This is a genomic window from Pseudomonas sp. BS3767 (assembly GCF_900099665.1).
Taxonomy (GTDB): Bacteria; Pseudomonadota; Gammaproteobacteria; order Pseudomonadales; family Pseudomonadaceae; genus Aquipseudomonas; species Aquipseudomonas cerasi.
In genome coordinates this window covers 66,934-79,748 of sequence record NZ_FNCX01000007.1, presented here as the reverse complement: position 1 = coordinate 79,748, position 12,815 = coordinate 66,934, and the positions used below count along the sequence as shown (strand labels likewise).

Sequence of the window (12,815 nt, the reverse complement as noted above, 5' to 3'; positions counted from 1 at the left end):
CTCACTACCTCAGCCGTTTGGCCCGACAGTCGCTACGATGGTTACTTGCTTGTTGTCCGGAATTTCCTGATACGCCAGAACATGCATGTTCGGTACAGCCAATCGTCCAAATCGTGACAGCATCGCCCGGACAGGCCCTGCTACCAGAAGAATTACCGGCAACCCTTGCATCTCCTGACGCTGGGCGGCCTCAATCAACGAACGCTGGAGCTTCTCAGCCATGCTTGGCTCAAGAAGAACGCCTTCTTCCTGACCCTGACCAGCCTTCTGCAAACTATTGAGCAATATCTGTTCCAACCTTGGTTCCAGAGTGATAACAGGCAGCTCCGGCTCAACGCCTACAATGCTTTGGACGATTGCGCGGCTCAGACCCACTCGCACTGCGGCCACCAAAGCGGCGGTATCTTGACTCTTCCCGGCGTTGTTGGCGATAGCCTCTGCAATGCTGCGAATGTCCCGCACAGGTACGTGTTCAGCCAGCAGCGCCTGCAGCACATTGAGCAGCGAAGACAGCGACAGCACGCCAGGCACCAGCTCTTCAGCCAGCTTGGGCGAGCTTTTGGCCAGCAACTGCATCAATTGCTGGACTTCCTCGTGGCCGATCAGCTCATGCGAATGCTTGTAGAGAATCTGGTTCAAGTGGGTTGCCACTACAGTACTGGCATCGACGACGGTGTACCCCAGCGACTGCGCCTGACTGCGCTGGCTGATTTCGATCCACACGGCTTCCAGACCAAACGCCGGGTCTCTGGCGGTAATGCCGTTCAGGGTGCCGAACACTTGACCGGGGTTGATCGCCAGTTCGCGATCCGGGTAGATCTCGGCCTCGGCCAGAATCACGCCCATCAGCGTCAGACGATAGGCACTGGGCGCCAGATCGAGGTTGTCGCGAATGTGCACGGTGGGCATCAGGAAGCCGAGCTCTTGCGAGAGCTTCTTGCGCACGCCCTTGATACGCGCCAGCAGCTGACCGCCCTGGTTGCGATCCACCAGCGGAATCAGGCGGTAACCCACTTCCAGGCCGATGATATCGATGGGCGTCACGTCATCCCAACCCAGTTCCTTGGCGTCCTGAACGCGGGTCGGCGAAGGCAGCAGGTCCTGTTGACGCTGCACTTCGGCCAGCGCCTCGACTTTCACCTGATTTTCTTTCTTCCAGAGCAGATACGCGCCGCCTGCAGCCACCAGGCCGAGGCTGATGAAGGAGAAGTGCGGCATGCCCGGCACCAGCCCCATCACGATCATGACCGCAGCGGAAACCGCCAGCGCCTTGGGCGAAGCGAACATCTGACGATTGATGAGCTTGCCCATCTCTTCCGAACCGGAAGCACGGGTCACCATGATCGCGGCGGCGGTGGACAGCAGCAGTGATGGCAATTGCGCCACCAAACCGTCACCGATGGTCAGCAGGGTGTAAACGCGGCCTGCGTCGGCGAAGGTCATGTTGTGTTGCAGGATACCGACCAGCATGCCGCCAATCAGGTTGATGAACAGAATCAGCAGACCGGCAATCGCATCGCCGCGCACGAATTTACTGGCACCGTCCATGGAACCGTAGAACTCGGCTTCCTGGGCAACTTCGGCACGGCGGCGCTTGGCTTCCGGCTGATCGATGAGGCCGGCGTTGAGGTCGGCGTCGATCGCCATCTGTTTGCCGGGCATCGCGTCGAGGGTGAAGCGCGCGCTCACCTCGGAAATACGGCCGGCACCCTTGGTGATTACCACGAAGTTAATGATCATCAGAATCGCGAACACCACGATACCAACGACATAGTTACCACCGATCACCACTTCACCGAAGGCCTGAATAACCTTGCCCGCAGCGGCGTGGCCGTCCTGCCCGTGAAGCATGACCACCCGAGTGGAAGCGACGTTCAGCGCCAGACGCAGCAACGTGGCGACAAGCAGAATGGTCGGAAATACCGAGAAGTCCAGCGGCCGCAGGGCGTACACACACACCAGCAGCACGACGATGGACAGTGCGATGTTGAACGTGAAGAACACGTCCAGCAGGAATGGCGGCATAGGCAACATCATCATTGCCATCATGACCAGCAACAACAACGGAACGCCCAACTGACCACGGCCCAGGCCTGTGATATTGCTGCGTGCGCTACTGAGTAATTGAGAGCGATCCACTGATTCGTTACCTGCGCACTAGATCAAAACATTGACGCCGATGGCGCCCTGTATCGACCCTGTTGCAAAAAGCTGTCCAACTTTTACAAAGCCAGTGGCGGTAAGGCTTTAGACACAGAAATCACGTAAATCCAGTGCGCTGAGCGCAGTCAGAAAAATCTTCTCGTTTGCCTGTGCAAGAGCGGACGCGGAGCGTCTGAAACCAGGGCCTTTCAGATTGATGCCCGAACGTCGCGAGAGGGGACCGGACTACGCGTCGCGCTGCAGGTCGGGAGGGATTTTGATGTCGCCCAGAGGGTCGGGGCGCTTGCCCTGGCCGGCGCGGAACTGGCGGATCTGATAGACGTAGGCCAGCACCTGGGCGACGGCCAGATACAGGCCGGCGGGAATTTCCTGATCAAGTTCGGTGCTGTAGTAAATGGAACGCGCCAGTGCCGCAGATTCCAGAATCAGGATCTCGTTATGCGCGCCGATTTCGCGAATTTTCAGCGCCACCAGATCAGTACCCTTGGCCAGCAACATCGGTGCCCCGCCCTGCTCGGGATCGTATTTGAGGGCGACGGCGAAGTGTGTCGGGTTGGTAATGATCACGTCAGCCTCAGGGACGGAGGCCATCATGCGTCGCTGGGACATTTCACGCTGCAACTGGCGAATACGTTGCTTGACCTCCGGGCTGCCCTCGCTGTTCTTGTGCTCGTCGCGCACCTCCTGCTTGGTCATCAGCAGCTTCTTGTGCGCCTCATACAACACGAACGGCACGTCCGCCGCCGCGATGAATATCAGGCCACATGCCATCCAGAAACTGCTCCAGCCCACCACCATCAGGCTGTGAATCATGGCCTGCTCAAGCGGCTCGTGGGCAATCGCGACCAGGTCCTTGCGCTCATTGTTCAGGACCACCAGCGCAACCGCCAGAGTGATCAGGAATTTGCCGAAAGACTTGAGCAATTCGACCAGCGCATGCGGCGAAAACATGCGTTTGAGCCCTGCTGCCGGATTCATGCGGCTGAACTTGGGCATCAATGATTTGGTGGCGAACAGCCAGCCGCCGAGCATGATCGGCCCCACCAGTGCGGCAACCAGCATGGCGATCAGAAATGGCAGAACCACGACCAGCGCGTGCATCCCGGAACTGAGCAGCGCCTTGCCCATGTAGGACTGATCCATCAGGGTTTCGCGGGATATCGTGAAGTTGTCACGCATCAGCTCGGACATCATCAGGGCGATATCGGAGCCGAACATCAACAGCCCGCCCGCCCCCATCAGCATCACCACCAGCGTGGTCAGTTCCTTGGAGCGAGCGATCTGGCCGTCAGCCCGTGAGTCCTTGACCTTTTTTTCCGTGGGGTCTTCTGTCTTGTCCTGGCCATTCTCGTTTTCTGCCATTCAACGAGCCCTCACCATGTCGCGCAACGCCTGCAAGGCCTGCGTAGCGATCGGTTGATACTGATTGAGAATGTCGCCCATGGTCATCCACAGAATGACCATGCCCAACACCAGCGTGAGCGGGAAACCGATGGAAAAGATGTTGAGCTGCGGCGCGGCACGGGTCATGACGCCAAAAGCGATGTTAATGATCAGCAGCGCGGTAATCGCAGGCAACACCAGCCGCAGACCCGAAGCCAGTACCCAGCCCAGCCCGTTGGCCAGTTCCCAGAAGTTATTGACCAGCAAACCACTGCCGACCGGCATCGTGGTAAAGCTCTCGACGAGGATTTCCAGCACCACCAGATGACCGTTCATGGCCAGGAACAACAGGGTGACCAGCATCGTGAAGAACTGGCCAATGGTGGCGGAGGAGACACCGTTGGTAGGGTCGACCATCGAGGCAAAGCCCATCCCCATCTGCGTCGAGATGATCTGCCCGGCGACCACAAAGATATGGAAGAACAACTGCAGCGACAGGCCCATCCCGGCGCCGATGATGATCTGTTCGCCGATCAGCAATAGCGCGCTCAGGTCGAGCGCCTGCACGGGCGGCATGGCTGGCAGCGCAGGCGCGACAACCACGGTGATCGCCACGGCGAGGTACATGCGCACCCGACGCGGGACCAGCGTGGTGCCGATGATCGGCATGGTCATCAGCAACGCGATGATGCGAAACAGCGGCAACATGAAGCTGGCTACCCAGGTACTGATCTGGGTATCGGTCAGCGCGAGCATCGGCTGCATGCGATGCTAGCCGATCAGGGTCGGAATACTGGTGTACAACGACAGCATGTATTCCATGAATATTTTCAACAGCCACGGGCCGATGACGATGAGGGTGACGAGCATCACCAGCAGGCGCGGCAGGAAGCTCAGGGTCTGTTCGTTGATCTGCGTGGCCGCCTGAAACATTGCCACCAGCAGACCGCACAACAGGCTTGGCACAACAAGAATCGCAACCAGCACAGTGGTCAGCCACAGGGCCTCGCGGAACAGATCGACGGCTACTTCCGGCGTCATCGGGCAGACTCCTCAGTGAAACGGCTCATACGCCACCAAAACTGCCGGCCAGGGTGCCGACAATCAGCGCCCAGCCGTCCACCAGCACAAACAGCATGATCTTGAACGGCAGAGAAATGATCAGCGGCGACAGCATCATCATACCCATCGCCATCAGCACACTGGCCACCACCAGATCGATGATCAGAAATGGAATGAAGATCATGAAGCCGATCTGAAACGCTGTCTTGAGCTCCGAAATCACGAACGCCGGAACCAGAATGGTCAACGGCGCGGCATCCGGGGTCGGGATGTCGGTGCGCTTGGACAGGCGCATGAACAGCTCGAGGTCGCTGGTGCGCGTCTGGGCCAGCATGAAGTCCTTGATCGGCACTTGCGCCTTGGCCACCGCATCCTGCGCCGAAAGCTTCTCGGCCAGATAAGGCTGCAAGGCATCCTGATTCACCCGGTCGAATACCGGCGCCATGATGAACATGGTCAGAAACAACGCCATGCCGGTGAGGATCTGGTTCGACGGCGTCTGCTGCAAGCCGAGGGCCTGACGCAGAATCGAGAAGACGATGATGATCCGCGTGAAGCTGGTCATCAACATGACGAACGCCGGAATGAAGCTCAGCGCGGTCATGATCAGCAGAATCTGCAGACTGACCGAATACTCCTGCTGACCATCGGCACCATTGGACAGCGTGATCGCCTGGATCGACAGCGGATCGGCCGCCAGCGCAGCGGGCGTCACCATCACCAGCAACAGCAGTATCAGGAAACGCAAGGCGCCCATTACTTCTTGTCCTTATCCTTGCCCATCAGCTCCATCAGGCGCTGAGCGAATTCAGGGGTAGCCTGCTCGCGCACCGGCACCTGCACGGGCTCCTTGAGCACATGCAAAGGCGTGATTCGCCCGGGCGTAATGCCCAGCAGCACTTGTTCATTGCCGATCTGCACCAGCACCAGCCGATCACGCGGCCCCAGCGCGCGCGAGCTCACCAGCTCGATCACCTGATTGCTGTTCGGCCCGACGCGCTGCACCCGGCGCATCAGCCACGCGAGTACGAAAATCAGGCCAATCACCAGGATCAGACCGAACAGCAGTTGCACCACCTGCCCGCCCATACCGCCGGAGACCGTATTGGCCACTTGTGCAGGCGCCGCCTGAACGGCGGGTTCGGCGGCCCAGGCCAGCGATGGCAGGGTCAGCAGAACACTCAGCCAGCGCCTCACTTAGCGCAGCTTCTTGATGCGTTCGCTCGGGCTGATCACGTCGGTCAGACGGATGCCGAACTTTTCATTGACCACCACCACCTCGCCATGCGCGATCAGTGTGCCGTTGACCAGCACATCAAGGGGTTCGCCTGCCAGACGATCCAGTTCGATCACCGAGCCCTGGTTGAGCTGCAGCAGGTTGCGGATGTTGATGTCGGTACTGCCCACTTCCATGGAGATCGACACCGGAATGTCGAGAATCACATCCAGGTTGGGACCATCCAGAGAAACCGGACCGGTGCTTTTCGGCACGCTGCCAAACTCTTCCATCGCCATCCGGCTACCCGAATTTCCGGCATCCGCAGCCAGCAGCGCATCGATATCAGCCTGGCTGTCGCCAGCTTCGCCCAATGCAGCAGCCCACTCATCCGCCAATGCCTGATCTTCAGCAGACATCGTATCGTTTTCATCAGCCATCGGTTGTCCTCTGCACGCAGTATTTCAGTTACGCAACAATTTCCGACGTTGACCAGACTGGTCAGCGTCGCGCTATGGGTTCGATTACTTGCAGGGCCATCTTGCCCTTGTGCGAGCCAAGCTTGACCTTGAACGAAGGTACGCCATTGGCACGCAAGACCAGCGAATCGCCCAGTTCCACAGGGATCACATCACCAGGGCGCATGTGCAGGATGTCCCGCAATGGCAACTGGCGCTGGGCGATGGTCGTGGTGAGCGGAACGTTGACGTCCAGCACGTCTTCCTTGAGCGCGTTGACCCAGCGCTCGTCCTGGTCGTCCAGATCAGACTGGAAACCGGCATCGAGCATTTCGCGGATCGGCTCGATCATCGAGTACGGCATGGTCACGTGCAGATCGCCGCCACCGCCATCGAGTTCGATGTGGAAGGTGGAGATCACTACAGCCTCGCTCGGCCCGACGATGTTGGCCATGGCCGGGTTCACTTCCGAGTTGATGTACTCGAAATTGACTTCCATGATCGCCTGCCAGGCCTCCTTGAGGTCGACAAACGCCTGATCCAGCACCATGCGCACGACACGCAGTTCGGTTGGCGTGAACTCTCGGCCTTCGATCTTGGCGTGACGACCGTCACCGCCGAAAAAGTTATCCACCAACTTGAACACCAGCTTGGCGTCGAGAATGAACAGCGCGGTGCCACGCAGCGGCTTGATCTTGGCCAGATTGAGGCTGGTCGGCACGTACAGGGAATGCACGTACTCACCGAATTTCATGACCTGAACACCGCCCACCGCCACGTCAGCCGAGCGGCGCAGCAGGTTGAACATGCTGATACGTGTGTAGCGGGCGAAGCGCTCGTTGATCATTTCCAGCGTCGGCATGCGTCCGCGGACGATCCGGTCCTGGCTGGTCAGGTCGTAACTTTTGACACTGCCAGGTTCGCTGTTGTTGTCAGTCTGGACCATCCCATCGTCGACGCCATGCAGCAGCGCATCGATCTCGTCCTGGGAGAGCAGGTCTTGCACGGCCATGTGAGAGTCCTACTGCAATACGAAGTTAGTGAAGAGCAGCTGTTCGATCACAGTCTTGCCGAGTTCTTTCTGCGCGACTTCCTGAATGCTGGCGGTCGCTTTCTGACGCAGCATTTCCTGGCCGATCGGCGAAGCCAGCGATTCGAAGGGAATGGCTGCAAACAGCATGACCAGATTGTTGCGGATCAATGGCATGTGGACCTTCAGCGCTTCCATGTCGGCGGCGTTACGGCCCAGCATGGTGATGCTCACCTGCATATAGCGTTGGCGGCCATTGGCGTTGAAGTTGACCACAAAGGCCGGGGTCATCGGTTCGAACACCGCCACTGGCTTGACGTTGGCTGCCGCTGCGGCCGCCGCTGGATCTTCCTTGCTTTCGCTCTTGTGCATGAGGAACCAGGTCGCGCCCACCGACAAGCCTACGGCCAGCAGCAGCGCCACGACGGCGATGATAATGAGCTTGAGTTTGCCTTTACCTTTGCCTGTGGTCGCGGGGTCTTTAACTTCTTCGCTCTGCGCCATGCCAATAATCCGTCACTATTCAAGAGGTTCTTCAATACGTGACAGAGGCAGAGCAAGTGTTATGCCAGAGTTGTACGAGGCGGAGATGTATTGGACACAAACGGTTACGCGCCTGGGCGCGGAGGGATCGTGATTCTTGTGAAAGTACTTTAGGGCAGTTTGACTAAAGGCAAAGTTCGGGAGCTAATGACTATCGTTCCTCACGCTCCGCGTGGGAATGCAGTTCATGACGTCGTGTCGCGGCTGCCACGACTATCGTCCCCACGCTCCGCGTGGAAATGCAGTTCGTGACGCTCCGCGTCACACAATGGTTTTTCGTTCTCAGGTGGATTGAGGTTCGACTCAAGTCACCTTTTCGCCCCTCGGCGACCTACTTTGATGGGGCCAAAGTAGGCAAAACCCGCAACTCCGTTTCCGGCCCGACTTCGCCCTGTCACTTACGTCGCAATTTGGGTCGTCTGTGCCATCGCGTTAAAAAAGCATTTCTGCGCCATCAAGTTCATGCAATGCATGACATCGCGTCGCGGCTGCCATGCAACTCAAGAGCCTCACGCGTAATAATCGATCTCACTGGTGCCGATCACACGTGCCGCTGGCTGGCTGACCGGAATGGCTGCATCGACGCCTGCGATTTCATCGGAGGTATCGCTGGAACTCATGCCACCGCCACGACCGCTGCGCTGGGCACGGCTGGCCTGCTCCTGAGCCTGTTGCTGGGCCTGCTGTTGCGACTGGTCGGAAACATTGACGTCGACGTTGCCAAGCCCCTGCTGCACGAACGACTCACGCAACTTCGACATCTGGCTTTCCAGTGCATCACGTACACCCATATGGGCGCTCATGAAGGTCACCTGGGTCTGCTGCTCAGGCGCCATGTTGATACGAATATCGAGACGACCGAGTTCGGCAGGTTCCAGCTTGATATCGGCGGTCTTGAGATTCTGGCTCGACAGGTACATGACGCGGTCGACGATGCCTTCGGTCCAGCCGCTTTGATGCATGGCCAACGGCTGGTTCATCAAGGGCGCGGCAGGTGCTGCCGCTGCGCGTGCCGGTTGCGCGGCCTGACTGAGCGCAGCGAGGCGATCGGCAAAGTTGTCGACGCGCGTGTCGCCGGCGGCGCCTTTGACATCCTTCAGACCCTCACCGATCAAACCGCTGAACGACTTGTCACTGCTTTCAGTGCTGCTGCCTTCGGAGGGAAGTTGCTCGCTCAGGACCGACAGGTTATTGACGATATTCTGATTGGGGTCAGCTTCAGCGTTGCTCGGCGTCGCCTTGTTGGCAGCCTGAGCGTTCTGCGCAGCCAGTTGAGTCTTGGCAGTGGCGTTTTCCAGCGCCAACTGCACGGCATCCAGACCGTCCAGAGGATCGGCGTCGGGATTGAAGGCGTCTTCGGCCACGACTGGCGGTGCCGCCTGAGTGGTGGTGAGCGCCGAGACCACTGGTGCGGTGACAACTTCCGCACTTGGTGGCGCCTTGGCTACAGGCGCCGCGGGAGCCTGTGCGGCCATTGCCTGCAATGCCGGGTCAAGGGCCGGATCGACGACCGCCTGGCCCTCAGTCAGCGCCGGATCGGCAGAGGCCTGCGCATCGTCCTGCTTCGAGTCGGAATGCGCCGCGTCATCGTCCGCACTTGCCGACTTGGCTGGCAAATCATTGCCGCTATCGGCAACGCTCGACTTGTCGGCGGCATTCGTCTGATCGCTTGCAGGCTTGTCCTTGCCAGCGGCAACCTTGTCCTTGTCAGGCGCGGTCTTGTCGCGAGCTGGTTTTACGGGCGCATCGTCACGCGCAGGGACGGTGTCTTTCGCCTGCTTTGCATAGACATTGGAAAAGCTGGAGGCCCCGTCCTTGCTGCTGTCAGCAGACTTGACCGCATTATTGGCCACACCGGACCTGGCGGTCACAGGGGTTGTGGCCTGAAGAAGCGCATTGGTAGCAAGGGGCATTTCGGTCTCCGCATCAGCTGCTGGTTATCGCCTTACCAGAGTAGCTAGCAATATGCGGGCCAATTTTTAAATGATCTCCATAACGGGAATCGAGGGAGACTTCAGGGCTCAGCTGACGAACAGCTGCCGCTCGGAATTGAACAACCCGCGAATCGTCATGTATTCACTGTCGATTGTGCCAATCAATTCTGCCAGACCTGCGAACTGCTGCTGGCGGGCTTGCTCCTCGAGCTGGCGACATAGCTCGGAAAGCTGCAAGGCGCCCATGTTGCTGCTGCTGCCCTTGAAACTGTGAGCATTAAGGCTCAGTTCCTGGAAATCAGGATTGCGCGACCCGACAGCCAGACGCAACTGCGCGATACGCTGCTCGGAATCCTTGAGAAAAACATCCAGCAAGGTTGGATATTCGTCCTCCATGACCTCCTGCAAGGCAGTCAAAACGCTGTAATCCAGATGAATCGACACTTGTTCACTCCTTGATCAAGACTCCAGGCGGGGATTATGCCACTCCCTCCCAGCAAAATTCCACGCAGGCGGTCCTGCCATCCCTGGACCACCTGGCCTCGCGACTCAATTCACAGACCAGATGCAGCCCGCGACCATACAGTTCATTGCTGGCAGGCGTCAGCGTCCGGGTCTTTTCCACATCGAAACCCTGGCCGCTGTCCTCGACACTGAGGGTCAGCCGACCGCCCTGCTCGACCGCTTCGACCTGCAGGCTCACCCGGATGAAGCCTGACTGCAGCCTGTCAAGACGCTCTGCCCGCTGCTGATAATAGAGCGCGAACCCCGTTGCATCATGCTTGAGCGCCGAATCCAACCCTAGCACACCGTGCTCCAGCGCATTGCTGTACAGCTCGCCGAGCACCATGTGCAGTGCGGCACCCTGATCACGCAGGCCATGTACCTCCAGCAGCAATTGCAGGACATAAGGCAGAGGGTTGAAACGCTTGAGCGTCGAGGCACGAAACTCGAAACTGGCCGACCAGTCCAGCGGGCTGGAGGCGCCGCTGTCCGAATACATCATGACAGGCAAATTTTCCAGCGGCGCCTCGACAGCGCTGACCTCCAACAGGCTGACATCGTCACGCGCCTTGCCGCCAAACTCGTTGAGCGCCACGAGGATCTCCTCGATCAGCAAGTGCGGCTCGCGATTGGCAGACAGAACCTGTCGCAGACGTTGCGCGCCGAACAGCTCTTCCTGACTGTTACTGGTATCAAGCACGCCGTCGGACAGCAGAAATATGCGGTCACCCGGCGCCAACGGATACACGTCGGTGCGCGCGTCGAAGGCATCGACGCTCAATACGCCCAATGGCAGATGATTCGAGGCCAGCGGCACATGCTCGCCCTGCGCGCCGCGCAACAGGTAGCCGTCGGGCAGGCCACCGCTCCAGACCTCGACCTGCCGCTGCGGCAGATTGATACACAGCAGCGTCGCACAACAAAACATATCGACCGGGAGGATGCGTTTGAGCTTGGCGTTCATTTCACGGAGGATTTCAACCAGGCCATAGCCCTTGGCGGTCATGCCGTAGAACACTTCTGCAAGTGGCATCGCACCCACCGCAGCCGGCAAGCCATGTCCGGTGAAATCCCCGAGCAGCACCTGCATGTGCCCGGCGGGTGTGTAGGCGGCCAGCATCAGGTCGCCGTTGAACAGTGCGTAGGGGGACTGCAGGTAGCGGATATTGCTCGCCCCCAGGCAACCGGCGTGGGCGATCTGATCGAACACCGCCTTGGCGACACGCTGCTCATTGAGCAGATACTCATGGTGCCTGGCGATCTGGTCACGCTGCTGGCGGACAGTTTCGTGCAATACCCGCAGACGGTTCATGGCGTTGAGCTTGGCGGCCAGTACCAGCGGGTTGTAAGGCTTGGACATGAAATCGTCGCCACCGGCGTCCAGGCAACGTGCAAGCGCTTCGCCTTCGGTGAGCGAGGTCAGGAAGATGATCGGCACCAGCGATTCGCCGGTCAATGCCTTGATCCTTCGCGCCGCTTCGAAGCCATCCATGACCGGCATCATGGCGTCCATCAGAATCAACTGCGGGCTTTCAGCCTTGAAGATGGCGACCGCTTCGACACCATTGGCAGCGCTAAGAACCCGGTGCCCCTGCCGCGCTACGATAGTTGAAAGCAGAAGCCGGTCACTGGCGCTGTCGTCAGCGATCAGAATGCACAGTTTTTTCAGGGCTGGTTGCACTGGGTATGCTCAATTCGAACAGCTTCGAGAAATTGGAAATGGCCAGAATCTTCAGCACATCGGGCGTGCAGTTGACCAGGCGCACCAATGCCTTGTCACCCCCGGCGTGATCGCGCAGCAGTAACAGCATCCCCAGCGCAGAGCTGTCCAGGTAATGAGTACCGCGCAGGTCGACCACGTAATTCAGCGACTGCGGATAGTCCTCATAGGCAGCGCGAAACGCCTGATGGGAATTGAAATCGAAGCGTCCTTCGATAAAAAGGGTCAGCGTCTGGCCATCGGCAGAACGTTCGGAAGTGACAGTCATGGGAACCTCGAGGTGTTTCATCACCGAGACATTGATAGCGTAGACCAGCCAGAGAGATCACTGCGGTCTGATTGAGTCAAACGTCAGAATTGTTCATGGCGCGGCAGGCGCTGCGATAACTCGTCGAGCAGTTTCTGCTCGCGCTTGTCCTCCAGCCTGCGCGCCTCGTCCATGTAGCGCTGCACCAGCTTGCGCAAGCCCTCTACCCGCGCGTAGCAATCCTGCCAGGCGCTGCGCGCCCGATCCAGATTGGCTTTGTGCCATTCGAGACTTTTGTATTGCTGGGCAACGGCGACATCGAGCTGACTGAGAAAGCGCTGATAACCCAGCAGCCATTGCCCGGAAACCCCGGCACTGCCGCGCTGCAACCATTGCTGCTGATAATCCTGGCGAAACTGGTCAAGCTCCTGCAGCTTGTTGTTGGCAAGGTTGACCTGCCCCTGGAAGTGCCCAAGGCGCTGGGCGGCGGTTCGCTCGGCAGCTTCTGCCATCTCGACCACTGGCGCCAGACGCGCCGCTCGACTCTGGGCCATG

The 12,815-nt window shown here is 59.0% G+C and carries 14 protein-coding genes; all 14 read right to left on the bottom strand.

Annotation, left to right across the window (positions count from 1 at the left end; all coding sequences use genetic code 11):
• Nucleotides 1-9: 9 nt before the first annotated feature.
• On the bottom strand, nt 10-2,139 hold the full coding sequence (gene flhA, locus BLR16_RS19440) for a flagellar biosynthesis protein FlhA (RefSeq protein WP_003436113.1): 2,130 nt from the start codon (nt 2,137-2,139) through the stop codon (nt 10-12).
• Between the two features lie 249 nt (nt 2,140-2,388).
• A complete protein-coding gene (flhB, locus tag BLR16_RS19435) occupies nt 2,389-3,525 on the bottom strand; it encodes a flagellar biosynthesis protein FlhB (protein WP_046719191.1) in 1,137 nt (378 codons plus the stop codon).
• Nucleotides 3,526-4,311 carry a flagellar biosynthetic protein FliR gene (gene fliR, locus BLR16_RS19430; RefSeq protein ID WP_032609911.1) on the bottom strand — a complete coding sequence of 262 codons (786 nt, stop codon included), beginning with the start codon at nt 4,309-4,311 and terminating at the stop codon, nt 3,526-3,528.
• A 6-nt stretch (nt 4,312-4,317) separates the two neighbouring features.
• Nucleotides 4,318-4,587: a flagellar biosynthetic protein FliQ gene (locus BLR16_RS19425; RefSeq protein ID WP_002554277.1), complete on the bottom strand. Its 270-nt coding sequence runs from the start codon at nt 4,585-4,587 to the stop codon at nt 4,318-4,320.
• A 25-nt stretch (nt 4,588-4,612) separates the two neighbouring features.
• Nucleotides 4,613-5,365, bottom strand: coding sequence for a flagellar type III secretion system pore protein FliP (fliP, locus tag BLR16_RS19420; protein ID WP_003370151.1), 753 nt, complete (start codon nt 5,363-5,365; stop codon nt 4,613-4,615).
• Nucleotides 5,365-5,805: a flagellar biosynthetic protein FliO gene (fliO, locus tag BLR16_RS19415; protein WP_003436111.1), complete on the bottom strand. Its 441-nt coding sequence runs from the start codon at nt 5,803-5,805 to the stop codon at nt 5,365-5,367. Before fliO ends, fliP begins: the two co-directional genes overlap by 1 nt.
• Nucleotides 5,806-6,264, bottom strand: coding sequence for a flagellar motor switch protein FliN (gene fliN, locus BLR16_RS19410; protein WP_003370145.1), 459 nt, complete (start codon nt 6,262-6,264; stop codon nt 5,806-5,808).
• A gap of 61 nt (nt 6,265-6,325) precedes the next feature.
• The gene (gene fliM, locus BLR16_RS19405; RefSeq protein ID WP_003412410.1) at nt 6,326-7,294 is read right to left on the bottom strand and encodes a flagellar motor switch protein FliM; all 969 of its coding nucleotides are present in this window, start codon (nt 7,292-7,294) and stop codon (nt 6,326-6,328) included.
• Between the two features lie 9 nt (nt 7,295-7,303).
• Nucleotides 7,304-7,816 (bottom strand): flagellar basal body-associated protein FliL, encoded by a 513-nt coding sequence (gene fliL, locus BLR16_RS19400; RefSeq protein WP_003370139.1) that lies wholly within the window; start codon nt 7,814-7,816, stop codon nt 7,304-7,306.
• A 548-nt stretch (nt 7,817-8,364) separates the two neighbouring features.
• Nucleotides 8,365-9,768 (bottom strand): flagellar hook-length control protein FliK, encoded by a 1,404-nt coding sequence (locus BLR16_RS19390; RefSeq protein WP_074808705.1) that lies wholly within the window; start codon nt 9,766-9,768, stop codon nt 8,365-8,367.
• 108 nt (nt 9,769-9,876) lie between these two features.
• The gene (locus BLR16_RS19385; protein WP_003370135.1) at nt 9,877-10,233 is read right to left on the bottom strand and encodes an Hpt domain-containing protein; all 357 of its coding nucleotides are present in this window, start codon (nt 10,231-10,233) and stop codon (nt 9,877-9,879) included.
• Nucleotides 10,234-10,267: 34 nt separating this feature from the next.
• Nucleotides 10,268-11,974 carry a fused response regulator/phosphatase gene (locus BLR16_RS19380; protein ID WP_003370133.1) on the bottom strand — a complete coding sequence of 569 codons (1,707 nt, stop codon included), beginning with the start codon at nt 11,972-11,974 and terminating at the stop codon, nt 10,268-10,270.
• Nucleotides 11,934-12,281: an STAS domain-containing protein gene (locus BLR16_RS19375; protein ID WP_003370131.1), complete on the bottom strand. Its 348-nt coding sequence runs from the start codon at nt 12,279-12,281 to the stop codon at nt 11,934-11,936. Before BLR16_RS19375 ends, BLR16_RS19380 begins: the two co-directional genes overlap by 41 nt.
• An 83-nt stretch (nt 12,282-12,364) precedes the next feature.
• Nucleotides 12,365-12,814: a flagellar export protein FliJ gene (fliJ, locus tag BLR16_RS19370; RefSeq protein ID WP_002554288.1), complete on the bottom strand. Its 450-nt coding sequence runs from the start codon at nt 12,812-12,814 to the stop codon at nt 12,365-12,367.
• Nucleotide 12,815 lies beyond the last annotated feature (1 nt).

What these genes read in the sequence shown, in the direction of transcription:
- fliJ (WP_002554288.1), bottom strand. Translation starts at nt 12,814, where the DNA reads ATGGCCCAGAGTCGAGCGGCGCGTCTGGCGCCAGTGGTCGAGATGGCA.
- BLR16_RS19375 (WP_003370131.1), bottom strand. Translation starts at nt 12,281, where the DNA reads ATGACTGTCACTTCCGAACGTTCTGCCGATGGCCAGACGCTGACCCTT.
- fliN (WP_003370145.1), bottom strand. Translation starts at nt 6,264, where the DNA reads ATGGCTGATGAAAACGATACGATGTCTGCTGAAGATCAGGCATTGGCG.
- fliP (WP_003370151.1), bottom strand. Translation starts at nt 5,365, where the DNA reads ATGGGCGCCTTGCGTTTCCTGATACTGCTGTTGCTGGTGATGGTGACG.
- fliL (WP_003370139.1), bottom strand. Translation starts at nt 7,816, where the DNA reads ATGGCGCAGAGCGAAGAAGTTAAAGACCCCGCGACCACAGGCAAAGGT.
- BLR16_RS19425 (WP_002554277.1), bottom strand. Translation starts at nt 4,587, where the DNA reads ATGACGCCGGAAGTAGCCGTCGATCTGTTCCGCGAGGCCCTGTGGCTG.
- fliR (WP_032609911.1), bottom strand. Translation starts at nt 4,311, where the DNA reads ATGCAGCCGATGCTCGCGCTGACCGATACCCAGATCAGTACCTGGGTA.
- BLR16_RS19390 (WP_074808705.1), bottom strand. Translation starts at nt 9,768, where the DNA reads ATGCCCCTTGCTACCAATGCGCTTCTTCAGGCCACAACCCCTGTGACC.
- fliM (WP_003412410.1), bottom strand. Translation starts at nt 7,294, where the DNA reads ATGGCCGTGCAAGACCTGCTCTCCCAGGACGAGATCGATGCGCTGCTG.
- flhB (WP_046719191.1), bottom strand. Translation starts at nt 3,525, where the DNA reads ATGGCAGAAAACGAGAATGGCCAGGACAAGACAGAAGACCCCACGGAA.